Consider the following 25,846-nt stretch of genomic DNA (forward strand, 5'->3'; position numbering starts at 1 on the left):
ACTCTTGACGGCCCTGTGTGACACCTCGACAGAATCTGTTTGTTCGCGATCAGTTGTGAGTACTTCTGGGCCTTAATGAGGGAGAGCCGTCATGTCGGTCACGCGCAGATCGGTCTTGCTCGCCTCCGCGGCCGCGCCCGCGGCCGGAGCGCTGCTCGGCACCCCGGAGGCGTGGGCCGCCGAGGAGGCGCGCGGCGCGTCCGGCCGCAGCACCATCGCCCTGCGCGACGGCTGGCGCTTCGCGCTGGTCAACCCGGGCGGCATCACCGACCCGACCGGCGCCTACGCCGACGCCGCGCTTCCCGGCTACGACGACTCCGGCTGGCGCGAGGTCGCTGTCCCGCACGACTGGAGCATCGAGCAGGCCCCCACCACCGAGCACGGCACCACCAGCGGCACCGGCTTCCTGCCCGGCGGCCTCGGCTGGTACCGCCTCGCCTTCACCCTGCCGCCCGCCCTCGCCGGCCGGCGGATCTCGGTGGAGTTCGACGGCGTCTACATGGACTCCCACGTCTATTGCAACGGCGAGGAGGCCGGCCGCCACCCCTACGGCTACACCGGCTTCGCCTTCGACCTCACCGACCTGGTGCACACCGACGGCACCACCGAGAACGTGATCGCGGTCAAGGTCCAGAACCGGCTCCCCAGCAGCCGCTGGTACTCGGGCAGCGGCATCTACCGCGAGGCCCGCCTGGTGGTCACCGAGCCGGTGCACGTGGCCCGCTGGGGCACCCGCGTGCTCACGCCCGAGATCTCCGCCGAGCGGGCCGTCGTACGGATCGACACCTCGGTCGTCGACGCGTCGGGCGCGGGCGCGGACGTCGAGGTCGTCTCCCGGATCGTCGACCGGAAGGGCCGGACGGTCGCCCGTACCTCCTCCACGGTCGCCGTCACCGACGAGCAGACCGAGACCCATGAACTCACCGTCAAGCGCCCGGAGTTGTGGGACATCGAAGCCCCGCACCGCTACACCCTGCACACCGAACTGCGCGTCGGCGGCCGGACCACCGACACCTACCGCACGCCCTTCGGCTTCCGCACCTTCCGCTTCGACCCGGACGAGGGCTTCTTCCTCAACGGCACCCACCACAAGCTCAAGGGCGTCGACCTCCACCACGACCTGGGCGCCCTCGGCGCCGCCGTCAGCAAGGACGCCATCCGCCGGCAGTTGCTGATCATGAGGTCGATGGGCGTCAACGCCTTCCGCACCTCCCACAACCCGCCTTCCCCGGAGATGATCGAGGTCTGCGAGGAACTCGGCATCGTCATGCTGGTGGAGGCGTTCGACTGCTGGAAGAGCCCCAAGACGCGCTACGACTACGGCCGTTTCTTCGACGAGTGGGCCGACAAGGACATCGCGGAGATGGTCCTGGCCGCCCGCAACTCGCCCGCCGTCCTGATGTGGTCCATCGGCAACGAGGTCAGCGAGTTCACCTCCACCGCCGGTCTCGCCATGGCCGACCGGCTCATCGCCGCCATCAAGGCGTACGACGTCACCCGCCCGATCGTGATCGGCTCCCACCGGCACCGCAGCGTGCCCGCCCCGGGCTCGCCCGGCGACCTGATCCTCGCCAAGATCGACGGCCTCGGCCTCAACTACAACACCGCCAAGTCGGTGGACGCCCTGCACGCCCGCTACCCCAAGCTGTTCCTGTTCGAGTCGGAGTCGTCCTCGGAGACCTCCACCCGCGGCGCCTACCAGGAGCCCGAACACCTCAACACCGGCGAGGACTACACGCCGGGCCGGCGCGCGACCTCCTCCTACGACAACAACCTCGCCTCGTGGACCATGAGCGGCGAGTACGGCCACAAGAAGGACCGGGACCGCAAGTGGTTCGCCGGGCAGTTCCTGTGGTCGGGCATCGACTACATCGGCGAGCCCACGCCGTACGACGTCTTCCCGGTCAAGGCCTCCTTCTTCGGCGCGGTCGACACCGCGGGGTTCCCGAAGGACATGTACTACCTCTTCCAGAGCCAGTGGACCGAGAAGCCGATGGTCCACCTGCTCCCGATGACCTGGAACCACGCCGAGGGCGACACGGTCGAGGTCTGGGCGTACGCCAACGTCGACACCGTCGAACTCTTCCTCAACGGGAAGTCGCTGGGCGTGCGGCGGTTCGACACGAAGAAGACCACCGACGGCCGCGCGTACCTGGAGACCACCGAGGCGACCGGCGACGACAAGACCTTCACCGACGGCCCCTACCCCGGCAGTTACACCAGCCCGAACGGCAGCGCCGGAAAGCTCCACTTGACCTGGAAGGTGCCCTTCGCGGCGGGTGAGCTGAAGGCCGTCGCGCGCAAGGGCGGCAAGACGGTCGCCACCGACGTGCTGCGCACCGCCGGCGCCCCGCACGCGATCCGTCTGACACCGGACCGCGAGTCCACCGCCGCGGACGGCCGTTCGCTGGTCTTCGTGACCGCCGAGGTGGTCGACCGGCGCGGCGTGGTGGTGCCCGGCGCGGAGCACCTGATCTCCTTCGAGGTGGCGGGCGGCTCCCTGGCCGGGCTCGACAACGGCCGGCAGGAGAGCGCCGAGCGCTACCAGGCGAGCACCCGCACCGCCTACCACGGCAAGGCCCTCGCCATCGTCCGCTCCGGCACGAGGACGGGCACGGTGAAGGTGACCGCCCGCGCCGACGGACTGCGCACCGGCACGGCGACCGTACGCGCCACCCCGGCCCGGGACCGGGCCGAGACGGCCCCGCCCGCCTTCAGGCCGGAGCACCCCGCACCCCTGGACCACCCGCACGCGGACGCCAGTTACTCCGGCCGCCCGGACACCCTGCCCGCCGCCATGCTCGACGGCGATCCGGCCACCGGCTGGTCCAACGGCTTCTTCAAGCAGGCCACGGCCCTGCTGCCCGCCTTCGACGGGGCACGCGGCGAGGACTGGGTCTCGGTCGACCACGGGCGCACCCGCGCCTTCGACCGGGTGGACGTCTCCTTCACGGTGGACGCCACCCACAGCCTGCCCGCGGCGATCGAGGTGGCGGTGTGGGACGGCCGGGCGTGGCGGGCCGTACGGGACACCGCGATCGACTGGGCCACCGCCTCCGACGCCCCCACGGCGATCACCTTCGAGGCCGTCCGCGGCTCCCGGATCCGGCTCACCCTGACGAGCCGCCACCCCGGCGAGGCGCGGGGAGCGATCCGCATCAGCCGGCTGGACACGCTCTAGTCCACACCGGTCCGGACGGGCGGCGGACAGCCAGTCCTGTCCGGACCGTTGACGGGGTGTCACATGAGCCACAACCATGGCGGCATCCGCATCTGGGAGCGCTCCCATGACGAGCGCCACCCGCACCTCTCCCGAGGAGCCCGGACGTGAAACGACGCAGAACCGCCCTGCTGTCCCTGACGGCCCTCCTGGCGACCGCGCTCACCGCGCTGCCCTCCGCACCGGCCGGGGCCGAAGAGGTCGAACAGGTCAAGAACGGCACCTTCGACACCACCACCGCCCCCTGGTGGACGACCAGCAACGTCACCGGGGGTCTGTCCGACGGCCGGCTCTGCGCCGACGTACCCGGAGGCACCACCAACCGCTGGGACGCCGCCGTCGGGCAGAACGACATCACCCTCGTGAAGGGCGAGACGTACCGCTTCTCCTTCAGCGCGACCGGCACGCCCGCCGGGCACGTGGTGCGGGCGATCGTGGGCCTGTCGGTGTCCCCGTACGACACCTACTACGAGGTGACACCGCAGCTCAGCGTCTCCGGCGACAGCTACTCCTACACCTTCACCTCGCCCGTCGACACCGCCCAGGGCCAGGTCGGCTTCCAGCTCGGCGGCAGCGCGGACGCCTGGCGCTTCTGCATGGACGACGTCTCGCTGCTGGGCGGCGTCGCGCCGGAGCCGTACGAGCCCGACACCGGCCCCCGGGTCCGCGTCAACCAGGTCGCCTACCTGCCCGCCGGGCCCAAGAACGCCACCCTGGTCACCGACGCCACGGCGAAGCTGCCCTGGGAGCTGAAGAACGCCCGCGGCACCGTGGTCGCCCGGGGCACGACCGTGCCGCGCGGCGTCGACGCCTCCTCCGGGCAGAACGTCCACTCGATCGACTTCGGTACCTACCGCACGAAGGGCACGGGCTTCACCCTGGTCGCCGACGGCGAGACCAGTCGCCCCTTCGACGTCGACGCCAGCGTCTGGGAGCGGCTCCGGCTGGACTCGGCGAAGTACTACTACACCCAGCGCAGCGGCATCGAGATCCGCGAGGACCTGCGGCCCGGGTACGGCCGCCCGGCCGGTCATGTGGGCGTGGCCCCCAACCAGGGCGACACCGCCGTGCCGTGCCAGCCCGGGGTGTGCGACTACACGCTCGATGTCAGCGGCGGCTGGTACGACGCAGGCGACCACGGCAAGTACGTCGTCAACGGCGGCATCTCCACCTGGGAGGTGCTGAGCACGCACGAACGCGCGCTGCACGCCCGCACCGGCGACGCCGGCAAGCTCGGCGACGGCACGCTCGCCATCCCCGAGAGCGGCAACAAGGTCCCGGACATCCTCGACGAGGCCCGCTGGGAGCTGGAGTTCCTGCTGAAGATGCAGGTGCCCGCCGGGAAGCCGCTGGCCGGCATGGCCCACCACAAGATGCACGACGAGCAGTGGACCGGGCTGCCGCTGCTGCCCGGCGACGATCCGCAGAAGCGCGAACTGCACCCGCCGTCCACCGCGGCCACCCTGAACCTGGCGGCCACGGCCGCGCAGGCGGCCCGCCTGTACCGGTCCTACGACAAGGAGTTCGCCGACAGGGCCCTGGCGGCCGCCCGCAAGGCGTGGTCGGCGGCGCTCGCCCACCCGGACCGCCACGCCTCCGAGAGCGACGGCATCGGCGGCGGCGCCTACCCAGACAACGACGTGACCGACGACTTCTACTGGGCGGCGGCCGAGTTGTATCTCAGCACGGGGGAGAAGCAGTTCGAGGAGTACGTCCTGAAGTCCCCGGTCCACACGGCCGACCTCTTCAAGCCCCTCGGCTTCGACTGGGCCCGCACCGGGGCGGCGGGCCGGCTCGACCTCGCGACGGTGCCGAACAAGCTGCCGGGCCGCGACAAGGTGCGCCAGTCCGTCGTCAAGGGCGCCGACCGCTATCTGGCCACCCTGAAGGACCAGCCCTACGGCATGCCCTACGCGCCGGACGGCAACACGTACGACTGGGGCTCCAGCCACCAGGTCCTCAACAACGCCGTCGTCCTCGCCACCGCGTACGACATCACCGGCGCCTCGAAGTACCGGGACGGCGCGCTGCAGAGCATGGACTACATCCTCGGCCGGAACGCGCTGAACATCTCCTACGTCACCGGCTACGGCGAGGTCAGCGCCAAGAACCAGCACAGCCGCTGGTACGCCCGCCAGCTCGACCCCGGCCTGCCCCACCCGCCGAACGGCACCCTCGCCGGCGGGCCCAACTCGAGCATCCAGGACCCCTACGCACAGAGCAAACTCCAGGGCTGTGTCGGACAGTTCTGCTACATCGACGACATCCAGTCCTGGTCGACCAACGAACACACGATCAACTGGAACGCCGCCCTGACCCGGATGGCCGCCTTCGTGGCGGACCAGGGGTAGGGAACGTGTCCGGTGCCGGGGGAGTCCGCCGACAGGACGCCTCCGGCACCCGCGCGTAGCCTGGTCACATGCACGCGGTGCGGGTAGACGGCGTCGAGGTCGCCTACGACCGGGCGGGCTCGGGCCCGCCCCTGGTGCTCGTGCACGGCGCCACCGCGGACGCCCGCCTCTGGCGTGGCCAGGTCGCCGACCTGGCCGACGCGTTCACCGTGGTCGCCTGGGACGAACCGGGAGCCGGCCGCTCCTCCGACGTGCCGCCCTCCTTCACCCTCGCCGACTACGCCCGCTGTCTGGCGGCGGTGATCAAGGACGTGGGGCTCGGCCCGGCCCATGTCCTCGGCCTGTCCTGGGGCGGGACCATCGTGCTGGAGCTCTACCGGCACCACTCCGATCTCGTCAGGACGCTGCTCCTCGTCGACACCTACGCCGGCTGGAAGGGCTCGCTGCCCGCGGCGGAGGTACGGGCACGGGTCGAGGGGGCCGAGCGGATGCTCGCGGTCCCGGCCGAGGACTTTGCGCCGACCATGCCCGGGCTGTTCGCGGGCGCGCCACCCGCCGAAGCCGTACGCCTGCTGTCCGTGATGTCGGCCGACACACGCCCCCAGAGCATGCGGACCGAACTCACCGTCATGGCCGAGGCCGACCAGCGCGACCTGCTGCCCAGGATCACGGTGCCGACGCTCCTGCTGTGGGGCGAGCTCGACACGCGCTCCCCGGTGGAGCAGGTCGCCCACCCGTTCCTGGCGGCGATCCCGCACGCCACGCTGGTCGTGCTTCCGGGCATCGGGCACCTCAGCAACATCGAAGCCCCGGAGCCCTTCAACCGGACCGTCCGGGAGTTCTGCCGCGCCCGGTCCTGAGCGGGCCGGCCCCGGCCGCTCACGCCTCCTCTTTGGGCACGTGGGCGAGCTTGTCCGGATTGGCCACGACATAGATGCCGCGCACCCGGTCGCCCTCCGGGGTGAGGTCCAGCACCAGGACGGCGAACGGCGCGTCCCCGTCCAACAGCACGGCGGCGTCGTCGCCGTTGACGCGGCGGTAGCGCCAGACGGGGTTGCGCGGACCGCCGCGCCCGGACGTGAGCAGGCGGGCCACCTTGTCCCGGCCGTGCACCGGGCGCAGGCTCGCCGGCTTGCGTTTGCCGCCGGCGTCCGTCCACGCCGTGACGTCCGGCGCGAGGACCTCCATCAGCGCGGCGATGTCTCCGCCGAGCGCCGCCCGCACGAACCGCTCGGTCGCCTCCCGCCGCACCCGCGGATGCGCCTCGTACCGCGGCCGCCGCGCGTGCACATGCTCCCGGGCCCGGTGCGCCAACTGCCGTACGGCGGCGGGGGAGCGGTCGATGACCTCCGCGATCTCGGCGTGCGGGTAGCCGAACACCTCGCCCAGGACGAACACGGCCCGTTCCAGCGGGGTCAGCGACTCCAGGACCACCAGCATCGCCAGTGACACCGACTCGGAGCGCAGGGCGGGCCCGTCGGCGGTGCCGGCCTCGCCCTCGGCGACCAGGGGCTCGGGCAGCCACTGGCCGACGTAGGTCTCCCGCCTGCGGCTGATCGTGGCACGGCGGCGCAGCGCGTGGTTGACCGCCGCCCGCACGAGATAGGCGCGGGGGTTGTCGACGCCGGCCAGGGGAGCGCCGCCGCCGCGGGCCGTCCAGGACAGCCAGGTCTCCTGCAGGACGTCCTCGGTGTCGGCGACACTGCCGAGCATGTTGTAGACGACGCCGAACAGCAGCTCGCGATGGTCGACGAACACCCCGGTCGCCTCGTCGATCGGGGCGTCGGTGCCGGGTGCGGTGATCTCGGTCATGCGTGGTCCTCCCAGAGACGCGCTCACCACTGGGACCCGGGAGGGGACCGGGAATGTGACATCGCCGGGGTGCCATGTGACGCGGGTCTCAGCGGCCGATCGGTGGCGCACCGCTGCCCGGTACCGTCTGATTTCCTCTCTGACCTGGCGATATTTACGAGTCAGTACCCGAGCGGTACCGTGAAGGCATGCCAGCTCTCAACGTGGAGTTCAGCGACCGCGAGCTTGAGGACCTGCGGCAGATCGCCAAGGAGCGCGGTACGTCGATGAAGGCGCTCGTGCGGGAGGCGGCCGCGGCCGACATAGCGCGCCACCGGGCGCTCCAGGAGGGCGCGGAGGCCTTCCGCAGGTTCTTCGCGACCCACGCCGACGAGTTCGCCGCCGCCTTCCCCGACGACGAACCGCCCGCGAAGGACGAGGGGCGGGCCGCCTGACCGATGGCACCCGTCATCCATATCGACGTGCCCTGGCTGCTGCAGCGCCATGAGGAGGTCCTGCCGGACCAGCCCACCGTCAACGACTTCTCCGCGCTGGTCGCCGCCGTCGCCCGGCACCGCGTGGACCCGCCGCGCCTCGGGGTGGACTCCGACCCGGCCTGGCGGGCCGCCGCGCTGCTGCACACCCTCGCCGTGCTCCGGCCGCTGCCCACGGCCAACGCCCGCTTCGCCTGTGCGACGGCCGTGGCCTACATGTTCGTCAGCGGCGTCGGCATCGACCCGCCCTACGGCGCCCTCGTCGACCTCGCCCGCGACCTGATGTCCAACGCGACCGACGTCTACGGCGCGGCGGACCGGCTGCGGTCCTGGCAGATCTGACCCGATTCACACAGGGCGCACGGAAATGTCGAAAACGGGTACGAGCGGCGTACGCATGTTCCCCGTTTCTGACTTTCTGTCAATGGGCCGGATGTTGCACGGGCGCCTTGTTGGTCGTGTGGGGGTTGTGCAAGAGTGAAACACACGTGCGGGGGGAATGGCCGGGTGTCGCACGTGATTTGCAGACCGGGTCCGATTCGCCACCGATGAATTCGCACCTCCCGCGCCGCGCCGGAAAAGGTTCGCACCAACCGGGCTCCTTTTTCGGCGGCAGGACTTCTGTGTGTCACCTGCGCGTGGGAAGGAACCATCTCAGTGCCCACCCCCCACCCCCCTCGTCCCCCGTATCCCCCGCCCGGCGGGGATCCCGGGGAATCCGATGAATCACTCGCCGCCCCGCTGAGAGGCAGCCCGGAGGGCGAGGTCGCCGCCCATTCCGTCGCGCTGCTGATGGCGCGGCACTGGCAGCCGGTGTACGACTACGCGGTCATCTGTCTCGCCTCGTCGGCGCAGGTCGCCGCCATGGTCACCGGGACCGCCTTCCACCGGACCCTCAACCGCGTCGCCTTCGGCGACTCGGCCGTCGCGCTGCGCCCGGTCCTTCTGGTGACCGTGCGCGACACGATCCGCGAGTGGTCCGGCGACGATCGAATATCCGCCGTACTGCCGGCGCTGCAGAAACCGGCCGGAGGGCGCGGGCTGCGTGCGGCGACGTCCATGACGCCCGAAAATCGGGCACTCGCGGAGCGGGCATTCCAGGCACTTCCCGCAGCCGCGCGCTGTTTGCTCTGGCATGTCGAGGTCGAGGCAGATCCTTTAAGCGTCCCCGCCGGCCTGCTGGGCATGGATACCGACATCGCGTCGGCCGCCCTCGAACAGGCGCGTGACAAATTCCGCGAGGGTTGTGTACATGCCCATCGTGAACTCGCGCCGACCCATGATTGCCGGTTCTACAACCGCCTCCTCGACGTCCCGATCCGTCGGGGCGGCGCACTGCTGCCGGACGTCCAGCAGCATCTGGCCGAGTGCCGCTACTGCCGGAACGCGGCCGAACAACTGAGCCATTTCGAGGGCGCTCTTGGCCCGTTGATCGCCGAAGCGGTGCTCGGCTGGGGCGCGCGCCGCTACCTCGACTCGCGTCCGGGCCGGGCCTCGCACGGTACGCGCAGTGGTCGCGGCGGCCGGCGCGGCGGCGGGCGGTCCGGGAACGCGCGCCACCGTCTGCTGTCCCGGATCCCCATGCCGGCCCGCCGGGTCCCGGGCGTCCGGATCCCGGAAGCGCTGCGGTCCTCCCGGGCGCTGCTCTCGGGCGTCGGCGCGGTGTCGGCCGGGGTGCTGGCGACGGTGCTCATCATCAGCGCTTCGTCGTACGACGGCGGCCAGGCCGACCCGGCCGGCTCCAACAGCGCCGCCGGCGGCAACGGCAGCGGGTCCGTGACACCGCCGGACACGGCCGTACTGCCCACCGCACCGGGCGTGACGCGGCTGCGCAACGCGGGCGCCGACCTGTGCCTCGACATCCGGGACCTGCCGAAGGAGGGCTCGGGGGCGAAACTGGCCTCGTGCTCGACGGCGTGGACCCAGCAGTGGACGTACGAGAACGACGGGCTGCTGCGCAGCGTCGCCGATCCCGGGCTGTGCCTGGACTCGCACAAGGACGCCGGCGTCGTCGTCCTCGGCACCTGCGCCGAGGAGGACGCCGAGCGGGGCGGGGACGTGCGCTACGACCTCACCGTGCAAGGGGAGTTGCTGCCCCGCTGGGACGAGCAGCTCGCCCTCACCTCCACCGACGACGACCCGGACGCCGACATCGTCGTCAAGGTCCGCGACCGGTCCGACGAGCAGCGCTGGCAGCCGGAGCCCGTGCCCACGGCCGCGGGTTCCCTGTCGATCGCGGAGGAGGACGTCCCGACCGCACGGCAGGTGACAGGGCCGAACGGCTGAACGCCTGAGCGGTGAACTCGGCCTCGCCCCCGCCCACGCCTCAGCCCGGCTCCTCCGTCAGGTCGGCCGGACCGATCGTCGCAGGCGTGGCGTGGCCCGACAGGGCCAGGGTGAGGTCGAGTTCGGCCAGGAGGCAGCGGATGACGTGTTCGACGCCGGGCTGTCCGTCGAGGCCGAGACCGTAGACGTACGGGCGTCCGACGAGCACCGCCCGCGCGCCCAGCGCGAGGGCCTTGAAGACGTCGTCGCCGGTGCGGACGCCGCTGTCGAAGAGGACGGTGAGCCGGTCGCCGACGGCGTCCACGACCCGGGGCAGCGCGTCGGCGGCGGCCACGGACCCTGCCACCTGGCGGCCGCCGTGGTTGGAGACGACGACGCCGTCCATGCCCGCCTCCGCGGCCAGCCGCGCGTCGTCCGGGTGCAGGACGCCCTTGAGGACGATCGGGCCCTCCCAGTTCTCCCGCAGGAACGCCAGGTCCGGCCAGGACTTGGCCGGGTCGGAGAACATGCCGACGAAGTGCATCACGGCCGCGTTCGGGTCCTCGTGCACCGGCTTGGCCAGGCCCGCCTGGAAGGCCGGGTCCGAGAAGTGGTTGGCCGTGCCGACGCCGTGGAGGAAGGGCAGATACGCCTGGTCGAGATCTCGGGGCCGCCACGACAGCAGCGGTGTGTCCAGGGTGACGACGAGCACGCTGAACTCGGCCGCCTTCGCCCGGTTCAGGAAACTGCGGGCCACCTCCGGGTCCTTGGGCCAGTACAGCTGGAACCACCGCTCGGCGTCGCCCATCGCCTCGGCGACCTGCTCCATGGGCGTGCTCGACGCGGACGACAGGATGTACGGCACGCCCTGCGCGGCGGCGGCCCGGGCGGCGGCGGGTTCGGCGTCCGGGTGCATGATCGACAGCACGCCGACCGGGGCCAGCGCCAGCGGGGCGGGCAGGGCGCGGCCCAGCACCTCGACCGACAGATCCCGTTCGTGCACGTCCCGCAGCATGCGCGGCACGATCCGGCGACGCTCCAGGGCCGCCCGGTTGGCGCGGGCGGTGCTGCCGTTCCCCGCGCTGCCCGCCACATAACCGACCGGGCCGGGCCCGAGCCGCTGTTCGGTCAGCTCCTCCAGCCGGGTCAGATCGGTGGGCAGGCGGGGCACGGCACCCGTCATCCCGTTGAGATAGATCTCGTACTGGAAGTCCGCCCAGTGCTTCGCCATGTCGTCCGTCCCGCCTCTCGTCGCTGAGAATGCGCAGTACGCCGACCATACCGACCGGTAGGCAGGACGGGAGTGATCAGGGTCGGGTCGCCGACTCGTGCAGGATGCGAGCCAGTTCGCGCGGCCGGGAGAACATCGGCCAGTGGCCGGTGTCCATCTCGATCAGCTCCCAGCGGTCGCTCTTGAGCAGCTCCGCCACCACCGGCATCGGCTCGTCCCCGTCGAGCAGGCACTTGATGTACGTCACCGGGAGCTCGCCGAGGTCACTCCGCAGCACGGCCGGCTCGGTCGCGGTGGCGCCCGGGTGCGGGGTCGAGCCGTGCACGATCCGGGCGATCTGCTCGTCCGTCAGATCCTGTCCCGCGTACTCGGGCGCGGTGAGAGGCGGCCAGAAGCCGCTCGCGGCGATCGCCTCCCGCACCGGTTCGCTCGGCCAGCCCGAGAGGGCCGACTCGCCGTCGACCGGGACCATGGCGTCGACGAACACCACCCGGGCCGGCCGGTCGCCGATCCGCTCGGCGGCCTGCCCGACCGGGACGCCCGCGTAGCTGTGCCCGACCAGGACGACGTTCCGCGGATCGAGCCCCTCGACCGCGTCGACGATGTCCTGGACGTGCGTCTGCTGCCCCGCGGGCAGCCCCTGTCTCTCGGCGAGGCCCGACAGCGTCACGGCATGCACGTCGTGTCCGGCCGCGCGCAGCTCGGCCGCCACCTCGTCCCACGCCCACGCCCCGAGCCAAGTCCCTGCCACCAGTACGAAATCGGTCATGCCGGCAACGTAGCCGAGGGGTCTGACAGCGCCCCCTCGGCGCCGGGCCCCGTGATCGGCGGCACCGGCACCTCGACGGTCCGGGCCAGCCGGGCGCCCTCGGGGCCGTACACCGCCCGGGGTTCGGGGAACAGCCACAGCAGGGCCAGGAACAGCACCGCCGCCACGACCAGGGACAGCGGCAGGCTGATGTCGACACCGCCCGCCAGGTCGCCGAGCGGGCCGACGAACTGCCCGGGGATGTTGGTGAAGAGCACGCCGAGCACCGCCGCCACCCACCAGGCGGTCATGCCGCGCCAGTTCCAGCCGTGCGTGAACCAGTAACGGCCGCCGCGCTGACGGCGGTTGAAGACCTGGAGCGCCTCCGGGTCGTACCAGCCGCGCCGCGTCCAATAGCCCAGCATCATCACGACCATCCACGGTGTGGTGCACGTGATGATCATCGTGGCGAAGGTCGAGATGGAGCGTACGAGGTCGAGCCCGAACCGGCCGGCGAAGATGAACGCGATCGACAACGCGCCGACCAGCAGCGTCGCCTGGACCCGCGACAGCCTCGGGAACACGGACGAGAAGTCGAGCCCGGTGCCGTACAGCGCCGTCGTGCCCGTCGCCATGCCGCCGATCAGCGCCAGCAGGCACACCGGCAGGAAGAACCAGCCCGGGGAGATCGCGAGCAGCCCGCCCACGAAGTCGGGGGCCGCCGGATCGACGTACTCCGGCGCCTTGTCCGCGATGACGCTCGCGGTCGTCAGACCGAACAGGAACGGCAGCAGCGTCGCGATCTGCGACAGGAACGCGGCCCCGACCACCCTCCGGCGCGGGGCGTTCGCCGGGATGTAGCGCGACCAGTCGCCGAGGAACGCCCCGAACGAGACGGGGTTCGACAGCACGATCAGCGCCGCCCCGATGAACGACGGCCAGAACAGGTCCGTCGTCGCCGCGTCCGCCGAGTCGGTGAAGACGCCCGCGTACGACGGGTCGAAGTCACCCGCGAACGCCACCGCGCCGAGCAGGAACAGGGCGCTCGCCGAGGTCACCGCGATCTTGTTGACGAACAGCATGAACCGGAAGCCGTACACGCACACGGCGAGGACCAGCACCGCGAACAGCGCGTAGGCGACGGCGTAGGACAGGTCGCCGCGGGCGAGTCCGAAGAGCCGGTGGGCGCCGCCGACCAGGGCGTCGCCGGAGCTCCACACCGAGATGGAGAAGAACGCGACGGCCGTCAGCAGGGACAGGAACGAACCGACCACCCGGCCGTGCACACCGAGGTGCGCGGACGACGAGACGGCGTTGTTGGTGCCGTTGACCGGGCCGAACACCGCCATCGGACACAGGATCAGCGCGCCCGCGACGACCCCGAGGAGGGTGGCCGCGAGGCCCTGCCAGAAGGAGAGGCCGAACAAAATCGGGAAGGCGCCGAGGACGCAGGTGGAGAAGGTGTTGGCGCCGCCGAAGGCGAGCCGGAACAGGTCCAGCGGGGTCGCGGAGCGCTCGGCGTCGGGGATCCGGTCGACGCCGTGGGCCTCGACCTCCGTCAGGGACGGGGGAGACGCGGCGGGGGAGGGGTGGCCGGCGTCTTCGGGACGGTCGGCGTCAGCGGGGCGTTCGGCCGGCGAGGACAAGAGGGCTCCAGCGGGGACGGGGCGGTGGAGCGCGGCGTGGCGCGGTGGCGGGGCGGACGGCCGCTCACCGGACGCGTGGGTGTGCGGCGGCGAGCGGATGCCGTCCTCATGGGGTCTGCCGACCGTAAACGATCACCGGCGGGCGACACCAGAGGACGGTTCATCCATTCTCGGCGTTCTCGCTGGACGATTCCTCCACTCCTCGGTCACTCCTCGTCGTCCGCGGGCGGTGCCTGGTCCGTCTCGGCGTCCGGCCCTTGGGCCCGCACCCGTTGCACGTGTTCGAGGGAGTCGCGCAACTCCGCGAGCCAGTCGTCCGTATGACGCTGGACCAGACGCACGCACCAGGCCAGCGCGTCACTGCGGCTGCGGGCGACGCCGCCGGCGATCAGGGTGTCGAGTACCTGGCGCTCCGGCTGGCGCAGCCGCGTCATCACCGGCGCGGCCACGTGCGTGAAGAGCACGCGCCGCCCACCGCACTCCACGCCCCAGGACACCTTCCGGCCGAACCGGTGCTCGGCTTCCCGGGCCACGGCCATCCGGTCCTCGCGGGTGCGCTCCCGGAACTCCTGCACCCGGCTTTCCAGGGCCGCCTCCCGTTCGGCGTCCGGAGCGTCCTCCGCCAGCCGGGGTTCGGGGATGCGGCCGATCACGGTGATCTCCTCGCGGTCGACCGTGAGCTCGGTCAGTTCCTCGAAGAGGTCGTCGGGAAGGCGGCCGGCGAACCAGCCGCGCAGCTTCTCTCGCTGCTCTTTCGTAATCATGTAATGACGATTACTCGACCCGAGCATGAACACAAGGGGCTGCGAAGTGGTCGGCTGAGAGCGGAATCGGAATGTTTCAGGCCTATTAACGAGCAGCTGGAAATCGGCCATCTGGCCGCATCGTGCCCTCGGAAGCCGTGCGGTTACGGGCTTCACCCGGCCGGATTCCGTAACTTCGCGCCACTGATTCAATACGCAATGTTACTGAAACCGGTGGGGTCGATGTGTGTTTCGGCGGTGGACTCGGCAGACTCGCGCTCGCCGATCCGGCACCGAACGAGCATGGATCGGCACACCCTGTAATCGAGCGGAAGGATGCACACAATGCGGAACACCGCGCGCTGGGCCATGACCCTCGGCCTGACGGCCACCGCCGTCTGCGGACCCCTCTCCGGGGCCGCGCTCGCCAGTCCGGGTCAGGCCCCCACCGCGCTCTACGCCCCGTCGGCCCTCGTACTCACGGTGGGCCACGGTGAGAGCGCGATCGCCGTGACCCCGGAACGCGCGGTCACCCTGACCTGTGCCCCGAAGCCCAGCGGCACGCACCCGGCCGCCGGCTCGGCCTGTACGGAACTGCGGGGCGTCGGCGGCAACATCGACGCCCTGACCGCCCGAGACGGAGTGATGTGCACGAAGCAGTACGACCCCGTGGTCATCACCGTCGACGGTGTCTGGCAGGGCCAGAGGGTCTCCTATGAGCGCACCTTCTCCAACGAGTGCGTGAAGAACGCCCACGGTTCGGGCCTCTTCGCGTTCTGAGACCGGGATCGCGCTGTTCCCGTGAAGTAGGCGGCCCGTTGCTGGGGAGCCGGGTTGTCGTCGCGGGAAGCGATCTCGTACAAGGGGGCCGGCGGGCGGAGTGGGGCCGCCCGTCGGCCCCTGGGCGTTGCACCCGGCCGGGCCCAGGGGTCACGCCCGGTCGCGGTGGCTCGTGTCGCACCACGGGTAGCGGCGGCTGCGGCGGCAGGTGCACAGGGCCACGCGGAAGCGGTCGGAGCGGACGAGGGAGCCGTCCTCCAGCTCCACCTCCACCGGGCCCTCCACCAGGAGCGGGCCCTTGCGCTGGACGGTGACGCGCCGCGGCGGCGCGGACCGGTCAGACGGGGAGTTCGGCACGGACGACCACCAGCTCTTCCTCGTTCTCGGTGGCGGGCAGCAGTCCCCGCTGCCGCAGCCAGCGTTCCCGGCCGCGCACCACCGGCCCGAACGCGATCCGGTGCCGGCGGGTCACGGCGGCCTTCAGGCCGGACGCGCGCAGTTGCCCGACGGTCAGGTCCGGGTCGCTCAGCGCCGACTGCACGAGCAGGAGCACCCCGCCCGGACGCAGCAGAGCGGGCGCCTCCCGGCAGATCCGGTCGACGACCAGCCGTCCGTCACCGCCCGCGTCCCAGGCACGGGCCGCGCCGCGCGGCTCCCCGCGGGCGTCCGGCGTCGGCACATACGGCGGATTGGCCAGGATCAGGTCGAACGACTCACCGCGCACGGGATCGAAGAGGTTCCCGTGCCGGATGCGCAGGGAGAGCCCCGCCAGCCGGGCGTTGAGCCGCGTGGCCCACACGGCGCCCCTGGACACGTCCACGGCGGTCACACGGAGACCGCGGCGCGCGGCCTCCAGGGCCAGGGCACCGGTCCCGGTGCCCACATCCAGAACCTTTGCGCCCGAAGGCAACGACTCGTCGGACAGGGCACCGGCCAGCAGCTCGGTGTCCTCCTGCGGGGCGTAGACGCCCGGGGGTGCCAGCGGATTCACGCGGCTCGGGTACCCCGGCGTTCAGGAGATATGGGTCGATTCACGTGAAACCGGTGCACACAGTGACGAACGTGATGCGCGCCAGTCGCCGAGCAGCCGGGCGCCGAAGCGGTCCTCGACGAACCCGGTGGCGTCGATCCCGAAGACGACATCGGGGGCGAGGTACGGCTCCTGCTCCAGCAGACCGCCGATGACGTCGTGGCGCACCACCTGCTCGTGGACCGCGTCGGCCTCGACATGCTCGTCGTAGAAGTGCTCGGCCGCGGACCCGGCGCCCGTGCGGCGCATCGCCTGCGCGAGCCGCCGCGACCCCGGTGACGAGGTGATCTCGACCGTCGCGAAGTGGCCGACCAGGGCGCCCCTGAGGGCCCGGTGCAGGCCGAAGAGGGACATGAGGTTCACCGTGACCAGGGCCTCGGCGGTCGCCGCGTCGAGATAGCGGCCGTACCTGGTGTCCAGGCCCAGGTCCGTCATCAGGTCGGCGAACAGCCGCGCGTGCACACGGTCGGCGCGGCCACCGCCCCATTCGTCGAACTCCACCGCCGCCATCCCCGCCTTCGCCCGGCCCCACAGCCGCGGCAGCACCCAGGCGTGCGGGTCGGCCTCCTTGAGGTGGTACAGGGACCGCAGGGCCGCGTACTCGCGCACCTGCCACAGCTCGCCCTCGTCCCGCAGGAAGTGCGTGACGCCCGTGCCGTGGACGGGCTCGACCAGCAGGCCTCGCAGCGCCTCGGCCACGCTGTCGTGGACCCGGGCGTCGGTGCGCAGCGCGGACAGGAAGCGCTGCTCCAGGGCCGCTCGGGTGCGCAGCAGGTCGGGATCCCACTCCCGCTCCGGGGCCACGCCCGCGAAGCCGCGGTAGTGCAGCTCGTAGCACAGGTACAGGGCGAGCTGGAGGTCGTCGCCGTACACCTGGGCCCGGTCGATCCCCTCGCGACGGGGCAGCCGGCCCGCGCCCCGCAGGTACGCCTCGACACCGCTGCTCAGCGGGCCGCGCGGGGTGGGCAGCGGTGGTTCGTCGCGGTCGTGCTCCATGCGTGCCGGGTACCCGGGCGGGGCCCGGTCACCCGCCCGCGTCACTCTCCCCCGGACTCCTCCCGCGCTCGCTCGCTCGGTGTGATGGCATCGCCGGCCTCACCCCGGTGGCGTCGCTGCCCGGCGGAGTCCTCGGTGCGGTTCTCGGCGTCCTCGATCTCGCTCAGGACCTCCTCGAGCGCCGTCTCGGGCCGCTCGCCGGAGGCGTCGCGGTTGTTGTTGTCCTGGGACACGGGGGTCTCCTTCCTGCGTCGGTACGCCGGTTCCGTCCGCCGTGCTCAGTTGGCCGCGGCGGCGGCGATGCGCAGCGGCACCGGGTCAGGAGGGGCGGCCTCCTCGTTGTGGCGGATGACCTCCGCCCACCAGGACGGGCCGTCCTCGATGTGGCGCAGCAGCACGCCCTCGCGGATCGCCCAGGGGCAGACCGTGACGGACCCGATGCCGGTCAGCTTCATCGCGGTGTGCGCGACCACCGCGCCGGCCAGGCTCTGCGCGGCACGCGGCGCGGAGACGCCGGGCAGGCGCGCGCGTTCGGCGGCGGGCAGGGCGGCCAGCGTCGTGATCGCCTCCCGCAGCCCCGCCCGGTGCAGTTCCCGGTCCACGAACGGGCCGTGGCGTCCGGGGGCGGCGCCGCACAGCCGGCCCAGCTGCTGGAACGTGCGGGAGGTGGCGACCGCCGTACGCGGGCCCTCCCAGCGGATCCGCGCCGCGACGTCCCGCAGCTGATGGCGGACCCTGCGGCGCAGCGCCCGCACCCGCTCCGGCGACGGCGGGTCCTCGTCCTCGAAGAACTCGTGGGTGAGCCGCCCCGCGCCCAGTGGCAGCGATGCCACGAAGTCGGGCAACCGCCCGCGCCCGAAGGCGACTTCGAGCGAGCCGCCGCCGATGTCGAGCAGGGCGAGCGGCCCCGACCGCCAGCCCATCCAGCGCCGGGCCCCGAGAAACGTCAGCTCGGCCTCGACCTCACCCGGCATGGTGCACAGGTCCACGCCCGTACGGGCCCGGACGGTGTGCAGCACCTCGTGCCGGTTCGGCGCGTTGCGCACCACGGCGGTCGCGAAGGCGAGCGGGCCGGCCGCGCCCCACCGGGTGGCCGTCCTGGTCGCCTCGGCGACCGCGTCGACGAGTTGCCCGACGGCCTGTTCAGGGATGGGTCCCCCCGGTGTGACCTGTTCGGACAGTCTGAGTCGCCACTTCGCGGTGTGCACCGGCAGTGGTACGCCGTCCTCCGCGTCCGAGACGACCAGTCTGACCGTGTTCGATCCCACGTCCACCACGCTGATTCGCATGCGGCGTGGGTACCCAATTACGCGCCGGAGCAACGGAAGTGTGCGCGGAGTACGGCGAAGTCACGCCACCCGGCGTGGGCCCTCTGTCGATGTATTCCTTGACTGGCATATAACGGCAGAGGCATATTGGAGGCATGTCCGACGCCGCCCTCTGGACCGCCCTCGCCGACCCCCACCGGCGGGCCATCGTCGCGCTGCTCCTGGAGCGGCCCCGGGCCGTCGGTGAGATCGTCGAGGCGTGCGGACTGAGCCAGCCGAGCACCTCGAAGCACCTGAAAGTGCTGCGGGAGGCAGGCCTCGTCCGGGTACGGCAGGACGCGCAGCGCCGCGTCTACGCCCTCGACCCCGGCCCGATCGCCGCCCTCGACGCCTGGCTCGCCCCGTACCGGAAGCTCTGGAACGAGAGCCTCGACGCGCTGGGCCGCCGCCTCGACGAGACGCCGGACACCACGGAACCACCCGCACCGAAGGACTGATCCCCATGGCAGCCGAACTCACCGGCACCTATCTGACCCTGGACGACGGCCGTCCCGCCGTCCGCTTCAGCCGCACCTACGACCATCCCGTCGACCGCGTCTGGCAGTTCGTGACCGACCCGGACGAACTGGAGCGCTGGTTCCCCTCCCGCGCCGAGATCGAGCTGCGCCCCGGCGGCACGGTCAGGTTCAGCGGCGACCCGCACATGGCGGACTCCACGGGCCGGGTCATCGCCGTCGACCCGCCCCGGCACCTGTCGTTCGAGTGGGGCGGGGACGAACTGCACTTCGACCTGGAGGAGGCCGAGGACAAGCGCACCCTCTTCACGCTCACCAACGTCCTCCAGGCTGAGGACTCCGCCGCCCGCAACGGCGCCGGCTGGGAGGTGTGCCTGACCGCGCTGGACGCCAGGGCACGCGGCGAGCAGGTCGCCGGCCCGCATGCCGGGGCCGACGCGCCCTGGCAGAAGCTCTACGCCGCCTATGTCGCGGCCGGCGTGCCCTCCGGCGCCCCGGTCCCCGGACTCGACTGACCGGTCACGCCATCTGCCGCCGCACCAGCTCGTGCAGCCGGCCGTTCGTGTCGGCGAGCAGCAGGCCGGGCGGGCCCTGCTGGATGACCTTGCCGTCCTCCATCACCACGACCCGGTCGGCGTCCATCACGGTCGACAGCCGGTGCGCGATGACGACCCGGCTCGCGTTGAGGGCCTTGGTGCTCTCGATGACCGTGCGCTGGGTCTCGTTGTCGAGGGCGCTGGTCGCCTCGTCGAAGAAGAGGATGCGCGGTCGGCGGATCAGCGCCTGCGCGATCATCAGCCGCTGGCGCTGACCGCCGGAGACGGCGCCGCTGCCCGAGACGATGGTGTGCAGGCCCATCGGCATCCGCTTGATGTCCTCGGCGAGACCCGCCATCTCGGCCGCCGCCATCGCCTCCTCCGGCGTGTACGGCTCGGTGCCGCAGATGACGTCCAGGATCGAGCCGGTGAACGGCTGCGCGTGCTGGAGCACCACACCGCACTGGCGGCGCACCGCCGACTGGTCGAGGGCCCCCAGGTCCTGCCCGTCGTACAGCACGCTGCCCGACAGCGGCCGGTCGAAGCCGATCAGCAGGCGCAGCAGCGTCGACTTGCCGCAGCCGCTGGGGCCGACGACCGCGACGAACTCGCCCGGCTTCACCTCGAACGACACGTCGTCCAGGATCAGCGGACCGTCGTCCGAGTACCGGAAGGACACCCGCCGCGCCTCGATCGCACCGGACAGCGGACCCGGCCGGGTGCTCGCCGTCCGCACCTCCGGCGTCGCGTCCAGCACCGGCCTGATCTCCTCGAACAACGGCAGCGCGGCCACCGCCGAGACGAACGAGCCGGTCAGCTGGGTGACGGAGGTCAGCACCATCGTCACCGAGGTGTTGAAGGTGAGGAACGCGGCCGCCGACATCGAGCCCCGGGCCGGACCCGCCAGCAGCATGAACATCAGCAGCGTGCACAGCGGCAGATACACCGCGCCCAGCACCGTCGAGAGGTTCTTGATGCGGCCGACCTTCTGCTGGAGCTCACGGCTGCGCGCGAACTCCGACGCCCACGCGGCGTACGCGTAGTTCTCGGCGGCGGCCACCCGCAGCTTGGGCAGGCCGCGCAGGGTCTGGAACGCCTGGTTGTTCAGCTTGTTGGAGAGCACCACCAGCCGCCGCTGCCAGCGCACCTGCCACAGCCCCAGCCCCAGGAACACGGAGGCGATGACGACGAGCATGCCGATCGCGGCCATCGCCATCGGCACGCTGAACCACAGCAGCAGCCCCAGGTTCATCGCCCCGATGGTCACCGACTGGGCGACCGTCGGCCCGACTCCCGCCAGCAGCCGGCGGATCGAGCTGATGCCCATGGCCGCGCTGGCCAGTTCGCCGGTGGAGCGCTCGGTGAAGAACCTCGTCGGCAGTCTGAGCAGCCGGTCCCACACGGCCGGCTGGAGCGTGGCCTCGATCCGGCCCTCGATCCGCAGGATGGTGAGGTTCTGCAACAGCATGAAGGCCGCCGCCACCACGCTGCTGAGCATCACCGCCAGGCACACCTGCACGATCAGGCCGGTCTGTGCCTTCGGCACGAACTCGCCGAGCACCTTGCCGGTGGCGACGGGCACCAGTGCGCCGATCGCCACCGTGACCAGGCCGCTGAGCAGCAGACCGGTCAGGTCGCCCCGCATGCCCTGCATGCAGAAGCGCAGCAGCCCCAGCGGACTGAGCCCCCGCTCGGGCAGCGGACGGTAGAACATCACCGCACGCGGCTCGAACTCGTCGGCGTTGGCCTTCTCGATGGGCGTCTCACGGCCGGTCGACGGATGGACGGCGACATATCCGCCGCGCCGCCACAGCAACGCCACCGGCGCACCCGACAGGGCCCGGTGGCCCACCAGCGGCCCTACGTTGTCCCGCCACCAGCGGCCGTCCAGGCGCACGGCCCGGGTGCGGACGCGGGAGGCCAGCGCGACCTGCTCGACCGGGTCGAGGCGGTCGCCGCCGGTGCCCTTCTGCGTGGGCTCGGTGAGTCTGATCCCGGCCGCCTGGCCGACCAGCTTGCAGGCCGCGTAGGAGGCGTCGGCATCGGCCGAGGTGGTCCGCTTCGACGACCGCTTGCCGATGGAGGCGAGCAGCGTCTGGTCGGCCTGGGCGCGGACCGCCTCACCGGCCTTGATGCCCTCGGCCGTGCGCGTCTCGTGGGTGCGCTCCAGTTGCTCGATCCAGCGGTCCAGCGTGGTCAGCAGCCGGTACTGCTGGTCGACCATGCTCTGCCACAGACCCGGGTCCATCAGCAGATCGGCCGCGGCCTCCGCACCGTACAGCGAGCCGTACTGCACGCTGCCCGGCGGCACCTGCATCCAGAACACGTCGTCGTCCGTGGGCGCCGCGGCCCGCTCGGTAGCCATCGGCGCCTGGAACAGGATGGACAGACTGCGGCCGACGCCCAGGGCGAGCGCGTACTCCAGCGGACTCGTCGTCGGCGGCACGTACTGCGGATTGCCGTACTCGTCGTACGACCAGGTCGCGGTGTCGGCGGGCTGGTACAGCTCACGCAGGCCGATGCGGTGCACCACGCAGTCCCGCAGCGGGCGGGCCACCAGCGTGTGCTGCGGGCCCGGCACCGGGCCGAGCACCAGCGAGCCGGCCTCCAGCCGGCCGAGGTGGTGCCAGTGGCCCTGCTGGCCGGCGTCCACCGCGAACAGGTCGACGGCTCCCGCCGCGACCAGCCACAGCACCTGCGGGCCCTCCAGGTCGAGACGGTTGAACCCGGCGCAGTCGATGCGCGAGCCCATCTGCCCGAAGGCGTTGAGGACGAGGTCACCCTCATGTCCCTGAACGGTCGTCATCTCACCGCTCCCTGACCAGCGTGGCGTACGCGCCGCCGCGCGCCACCAGTTCCTCGTGCCGTCCCCGCTCCACGACCGTGCCGTGCTCCAGGACGACGATCTCGTCACTGTCGCGCACGGTGCTGAGCCGGTGCGCGATCACCACACAGGCACAGCCGCGCCGGCGCAGGTTGTCCATCACGACCAGCTCGGTCTCCGCGTCCAGCGCGCTCGTCACCTCGTCGAGCACCAGGATGCTCGGCCGGCGCACCAGCGCCCGCGCGATCTCCAGCCGCTGGCGCTGCCCGCCGGAGAAGTTGCGGCCGTCCTGCTCGACCTTGCTGTGGATGCCGCCGGGGCGGCGCGTGACCACGTCGTACAGGGCGGCGTCCCGCAGCGCGTCCTCCACCGCGTCGTCCGGGATCGACGGGTCCCACAGCGCCACGTTGTCGCGGATGGTGCCCTCGAAGAGGAACACGTCCTGGTCGACGAAGGAGACGGAGGCGGCCAGCGCCCCGCGCGGAATGTCGTCGATGCGCTGTCCGTCGATGCGGATCACGCCCTCCCACGGCGCGTACAGGCCGGAGATCAGCCTCGACACCGTGGACTTGCCGCTGCCGGAACCGCCGACCAGCGCGACCTGCCGGCCGGGGCCGACCGTCAGATCGAAGCCCGTGAGCAGGGGCTTGTCGAGCGGGCTGTAGCCGAAGGTGATGTTCTCCAGCTCGACGTGGCCCTGCAGACGGCGCGTCGACTCGCCGGAGTCGGGCCGGCCGTAGAGCGGGTCGGCCTTGAAGTTCTCCACGTCCTTCAGCCGGGCCACGTCGGCCGCGAAGTCCTGGATGCGGCCCGCGACGCCGTTGAGCCGGGTCAGCGGGGCGGTGAAGCGGGCGACCAGGGCCTGGAAGGCGACCAGCAGACCGACCGAGATATGGCCCTCGACCGCCCGCATACCGCCGATCCAGAGAATGAGCCCGCTGTTGAGGGTGGCCAGGGTCGGCGCGACCACGCCCAGCCAGGCGCTCGGCACGCCGAGCCGCTGCTGCTCCTCCAGCGTGGTGGCGTGCTGCCCGGCCCACTTGCGGAAGTAGCCGTCCTCGCCGCCGGTCGCCTTCATCGTCTCGATCAGCTGAAGACCGGTGTAGGCGGTGTTGGTGAGCCGGGCCGTGTCGGCGCGCAGCTTCGCCGTACGGGTCGCGCGCAGCCGTACGACGACCCGCATCGCCACGATGTTCAGCAGCGCCACGCCGATGCCGACGAACGTCAGCTGCGGGTCGTAGCTGTACAGCAGCACCGCGTACAGGACGACCACGATCGCGTCCACGCCCGCCGCCGCGAGGTCGCGGGACAGGGTCTCGGCGACCGCGTCGTTGGACTGCAGGCGCTGCACGAGGTCGGCCGGGCTGCGCTGGGAGAAGAACGTCACCGGCAGCCGCAGCAGATGCCGCAGGAAGCGCGCGCTGGACAGGGTGGACGAGATGATGCGGCCGTGCAGCAGGTTGGCCTGCTGGAGCCAGGTCAGCACGACGGTGAGCAGCACGCACGCCGCCATCGACGCGAACAGCACACTGAGCAGCGAGGTCTGGTTGCCGATCAGGAACTCGTCGATGTAGGTGCGGCTGAGCGCGGGTACCGACGCGCCGACCGCCACCAGCAGCAGGCTCGACACCACCGCGGCGGGCATCGTGCCCGCGGTGCCCCGCAGCCGGGCGGGCATCGCGCCCAGGACGCCGGGCTTGCGGCCTCCCCGGGCGAAGTCCTCGCCGGGCTCCATGACCAGCACGACACCGGTGAAGCTGCCGTCGAAGTCCTCCATGGGGACAAAACGGCGGCCCTTGCCGGGGTCGTTGATGTAGACGCCACGGCGCCCGAAGCGGCGGCCCATGCCGTCGTAGACGACGTAGTGGTTGAACTCCCAGAACAGGACGGCCGGCGACTTCACCTCGGCGAGGGCGGCCAGGTCCATCTGCATGCCCTTGGCCGTCAGGCCGTAACTGCGGGCCGCCTTGAGGAGGTTGCTGGCGCGCGAGCCGTCGCGGGAGACACCGCAGGCGATGCGCAGCTCCTCCAGCGGGACGTGCTTGCCGTAGTGGCCGAGCACCATCGCCAGGGAGGCGGCGCCGCACTCGACGGCCTCCATCTGGAGAACGGTGGGGGTACGGACGGTCTTCGCGGCGGCCTTGGGCACCTTGCGCTTCGGCGGGGCCGCGCGGCGCCTGCTCCGGGGCTCCTGTGCGGTGGCGCTCATGGCAGCAGCCAGTCGACGGGACGCTGGTCGGTGAGCCGGATCGAACCCGAGGCCATCGTCATCGAGGTCAGCCTGTACGGCGGCCCGTCCGCGGACGACCACTTGTATCCGCTCTTCGTGGCGGACGACTTGTCCAGCCGGACCGTCACGGCCACGGGCCTGCCCTTCTTGGTGAACTGCTCGCCGAGCTGGCTGTCCCCGAGGAACGCGGCGATCTGCTGCGGGGACTGGGCCGCGCGGTCCACCGACTTCACATGGCCGCGCAGCACGCCGTACTCCTGGGTCGGCACCGACTGCACGGTCAGATCCACGGAGGCGTCGTCGGGGATGGAGGCGGCGTTCTCGGCGGGGACGTAGACGGTCGCGTACAACGCGTCCTTGGTGTGGGCGACCTTCTCGACGGCGGCCACGTTCGCGCCGGTCTGGATGATCTGCCCGACGGTCGCGGCGAGCCCGGAGACACGGCCCGCGTCGAGCGCGCGGACGACGACCTCGCCCTTGGCCGTACGGACCTTGAGCACGGGGGAGTTCGCGGTCACCTGCTCGCCCTGCTTCGCGAGCACCGCGGTGACCTGGCCCGCGACGGGGCTCTGGAGGAGGTAACTGCCCTGCCCGTGCGTGAGGATGGCGGGTGCGCTGACGGTGGAGGCCACCGAGCCGGTCACCGCCCACACCGAGGCGGCCGCCATCGCGACCACGGTCACCGCGAGCACGAGCCAGCCCTGCGGGCGGGCGAAACGCACCGGGAGGTCGAGTTCCTCCGGTGACTGGAGCTTGGCGAGGGCCTGTTGGCGGAACTGCAAGGAACTTCCCTCACCCGTAGAAGAGGTTCTCATCGCCGTGACGGAAAGGGTCACGGAACCCGAAGATCCCGGAACCGCCGGCTGCGGTTCCGGGAGTCAACGGCACAAGGCTCGATCAGAGGCCGGAGACCAGGCCGGTGACCGGGGCCGTGTTCAGGCCGGTGACGCCCTCGACGGTGCCAACGGCCGTGTCGACCACGCCGGAGACCGGGGCGATGCTGTCAACCGTGTCGGTGACGGTGTTGACGGCGTTCACGGACAGGCCACCGGAGATGGCGTCCAGCTGGGCGTCGGCGATCTCGACGGTCTCAACCTGGGGGGTGGAGTTCATGATGGAACTTCCCTTCATATGGATATCTCACAAGGGGGGAGCGGCCCCCTCTGGGGACAGATGAC

At 71.6% G+C, this 25,846-nt stretch carries 23 protein-coding genes; 9 read left to right on the top strand and 14 right to left on the bottom strand.

Annotated features, from left to right (window positions below; all coding sequences use genetic code 11):
- The first annotated feature begins 91 nt into the window (after positions 1-91).
- The 3 genes from OHU35_RS39020 (at position 92) to OHU35_RS39030 (ending at position 6,431) form a co-directional block, all read left to right on the top strand.
- A complete protein-coding gene (locus OHU35_RS39020) occupies positions 92-3,181 on the top strand; it encodes a glycoside hydrolase family 2 TIM barrel-domain containing protein (protein ID WP_405508713.1) in 3,090 nt (1,029 codons plus the stop codon).
- Positions 3,182-3,327: 146 nt separating this feature from the next.
- Positions 3,328-5,571, top strand: a complete 2,244-nt coding sequence (locus OHU35_RS39025; protein WP_405508714.1) for a glycoside hydrolase family 9 protein — start codon at positions 3,328-3,330, stop codon at positions 5,569-5,571.
- 68 nt (positions 5,572-5,639) lie between these two features.
- A complete protein-coding gene (locus OHU35_RS39030) occupies positions 5,640-6,431 on the top strand; it encodes an alpha/beta fold hydrolase (protein WP_189721983.1) in 792 nt (263 codons plus the stop codon).
- Between the two features lie 19 nt (positions 6,432-6,450).
- Here the strand turns inward: OHU35_RS39030 and OHU35_RS39035 are convergent, their stop codons facing one another.
- Entirely contained in the window at positions 6,451-7,383 is a 933-nt protein-coding gene (locus tag OHU35_RS39035) for a sigma-70 family RNA polymerase sigma factor (RefSeq protein ID WP_189721982.1), read from the bottom strand.
- Positions 7,384-7,571: 188 nt separating this feature from the next.
- Between OHU35_RS39035 and OHU35_RS39040 the strand changes: the two genes are divergently transcribed.
- The 3 genes from OHU35_RS39040 (at position 7,572) to OHU35_RS39050 (ending at position 10,142) form a co-directional block, all read left to right on the top strand.
- Positions 7,572-7,817: a hypothetical protein gene (locus OHU35_RS39040; protein ID WP_184587072.1), complete on the top strand. Its 246-nt coding sequence runs from the start codon at positions 7,572-7,574 to the stop codon at positions 7,815-7,817.
- A 3-nt stretch (positions 7,818-7,820) separates the two neighbouring features.
- Positions 7,821-8,198, top strand: a complete 378-nt coding sequence (locus OHU35_RS39045; RefSeq protein WP_189721981.1) for a toxin Doc — start codon at positions 7,821-7,823, stop codon at positions 8,196-8,198.
- A gap of 315 nt (positions 8,199-8,513) precedes the next feature.
- Entirely contained in the window at positions 8,514-10,142 is a 1,629-nt protein-coding gene (locus tag OHU35_RS39050) for an RICIN domain-containing protein (RefSeq protein WP_359892730.1), read from the top strand.
- 40 nt (positions 10,143-10,182) lie between these two features.
- Here OHU35_RS39050 and OHU35_RS39055 read toward each other — a convergent pair whose 3' ends face one another.
- The 4 genes from OHU35_RS39055 to OHU35_RS39070 form a co-directional block, all read right to left on the bottom strand.
- Positions 10,183-11,352, bottom strand: coding sequence for a lactate 2-monooxygenase (locus OHU35_RS39055; RefSeq protein ID WP_405508716.1), 1,170 nt, complete (start codon positions 11,350-11,352; stop codon positions 10,183-10,185).
- Positions 11,353-11,428: 76 nt separating this feature from the next.
- On the bottom strand, positions 11,429-12,121 hold the full coding sequence (locus OHU35_RS39060) for an alpha/beta fold hydrolase (protein ID WP_405508718.1): 693 nt from the start codon (positions 12,119-12,121) through the stop codon (positions 11,429-11,431).
- Positions 12,118-13,746: a purine-cytosine permease family protein gene (locus tag OHU35_RS39065; RefSeq protein WP_405508720.1), complete on the bottom strand. Its 1,629-nt coding sequence runs from the start codon at positions 13,744-13,746 to the stop codon at positions 12,118-12,120. The genes OHU35_RS39060 and OHU35_RS39065 overlap by 4 nt, the downstream gene beginning before the upstream one ends.
- Positions 13,747-13,952: 206 nt before the next feature.
- Positions 13,953-14,510, bottom strand: coding sequence for a hypothetical protein (locus OHU35_RS39070; RefSeq protein WP_359892725.1), 558 nt, complete (start codon positions 14,508-14,510; stop codon positions 13,953-13,955).
- Between the two features lie 324 nt (positions 14,511-14,834).
- On the opposite strand from OHU35_RS39070, the gene OHU35_RS39075 reads away from it, so the two are divergent.
- On the top strand, positions 14,835-15,269 hold the full coding sequence (locus OHU35_RS39075) for a protease inhibitor (RefSeq protein ID WP_189721976.1): 435 nt from the start codon (positions 14,835-14,837) through the stop codon (positions 15,267-15,269).
- Between the two features lie 150 nt (positions 15,270-15,419).
- Here OHU35_RS39075 and OHU35_RS39080 read toward each other — a convergent pair whose 3' ends face one another.
- From OHU35_RS39080 to OHU35_RS39100, 5 genes are read right to left on the bottom strand one after another with little or no spacing between them, the layout of a single operon-like run.
- Positions 15,420-15,626, bottom strand: a complete 207-nt coding sequence (locus OHU35_RS39080; protein WP_189721975.1) for a CDGSH iron-sulfur domain-containing protein — start codon at positions 15,624-15,626, stop codon at positions 15,420-15,422.
- Positions 15,607-16,260 carry a HemK2/MTQ2 family protein methyltransferase gene (locus OHU35_RS39085; RefSeq protein ID WP_189721974.1) on the bottom strand — a complete coding sequence of 218 codons (654 nt, stop codon included), beginning with the start codon at positions 16,258-16,260 and terminating at the stop codon, positions 15,607-15,609. The genes OHU35_RS39080 and OHU35_RS39085 overlap by 20 nt, the downstream gene beginning before the upstream one ends.
- A 21-nt stretch (positions 16,261-16,281) precedes the next feature.
- A complete protein-coding gene (locus tag OHU35_RS39090; RefSeq protein WP_189721973.1) occupies positions 16,282-17,295 on the bottom strand; it encodes an iron-containing redox enzyme family protein in 1,014 nt (337 codons plus the stop codon).
- A 41-nt stretch (positions 17,296-17,336) separates the two neighbouring features.
- On the bottom strand, positions 17,337-17,528 hold the full coding sequence (locus tag OHU35_RS39095; protein ID WP_405508723.1) for a hypothetical protein: 192 nt from the start codon (positions 17,526-17,528) through the stop codon (positions 17,337-17,339).
- Positions 17,529-17,573: 45 nt separating this feature from the next.
- Positions 17,574-18,584, bottom strand: a complete 1,011-nt coding sequence (locus tag OHU35_RS39100; RefSeq protein WP_405508725.1) for a Ppx/GppA family phosphatase — start codon at positions 18,582-18,584, stop codon at positions 17,574-17,576.
- A gap of 134 nt (positions 18,585-18,718) precedes the next feature.
- On the opposite strand from OHU35_RS39100, the gene OHU35_RS39105 reads away from it, so the two are divergent.
- Both OHU35_RS39105 and OHU35_RS39110 read left to right on the top strand, forming a co-directional pair.
- The gene (locus OHU35_RS39105) at positions 18,719-19,060 is read left to right on the top strand and encodes a helix-turn-helix transcriptional regulator (protein ID WP_189721970.1); all 342 of its coding nucleotides are present in this window, start codon (positions 18,719-18,721) and stop codon (positions 19,058-19,060) included.
- A gap of 5 nt (positions 19,061-19,065) precedes the next feature.
- The gene (locus OHU35_RS39110; RefSeq protein WP_189721969.1) at positions 19,066-19,593 is read left to right on the top strand and encodes an SRPBCC family protein; all 528 of its coding nucleotides are present in this window, start codon (positions 19,066-19,068) and stop codon (positions 19,591-19,593) included.
- Between the two features lie 4 nt (positions 19,594-19,597).
- Here OHU35_RS39110 and OHU35_RS39115 read toward each other — a convergent pair whose 3' ends face one another.
- The 4 genes from OHU35_RS39115 to OHU35_RS39130 all read right to left on the bottom strand — a co-directional run bounded on the left by OHU35_RS39115 (position 19,598) and on the right by OHU35_RS39130 (position 25,781).
- Positions 19,598-22,420, bottom strand: a complete 2,823-nt coding sequence (locus OHU35_RS39115) for an NHLP bacteriocin export ABC transporter permease/ATPase subunit (protein WP_405508728.1) — start codon at positions 22,418-22,420, stop codon at positions 19,598-19,600.
- A gap of 1 nt (position 22,421) precedes the next feature.
- Positions 22,422-24,647: an NHLP family bacteriocin export ABC transporter peptidase/permease/ATPase subunit gene (locus OHU35_RS39120; protein ID WP_189721967.1), complete on the bottom strand. Its 2,226-nt coding sequence runs from the start codon at positions 24,645-24,647 to the stop codon at positions 22,422-22,424.
- Positions 24,644-25,450 carry an HlyD family efflux transporter periplasmic adaptor subunit gene (locus tag OHU35_RS39125; protein ID WP_189721966.1) on the bottom strand — a complete coding sequence of 269 codons (807 nt, stop codon included), beginning with the start codon at positions 25,448-25,450 and terminating at the stop codon, positions 24,644-24,646. The genes OHU35_RS39120 and OHU35_RS39125 overlap by 4 nt, the downstream gene beginning before the upstream one ends.
- A gap of 115 nt (positions 25,451-25,565) precedes the next feature.
- Entirely contained in the window at positions 25,566-25,781 is a 216-nt protein-coding gene (locus tag OHU35_RS39130; protein WP_189721965.1) for a type A2 lantipeptide, read from the bottom strand.
- Between the last annotated feature and the right edge of the window lie 65 nt (positions 25,782-25,846).

It is taken from the genome of Streptomyces purpurascens (assembly GCF_045040895.1).
In the GTDB taxonomy this organism is placed as follows: Bacteria; Actinomycetota; Actinomycetes; order Streptomycetales; family Streptomycetaceae; genus Streptomyces; species Streptomyces purpurascens.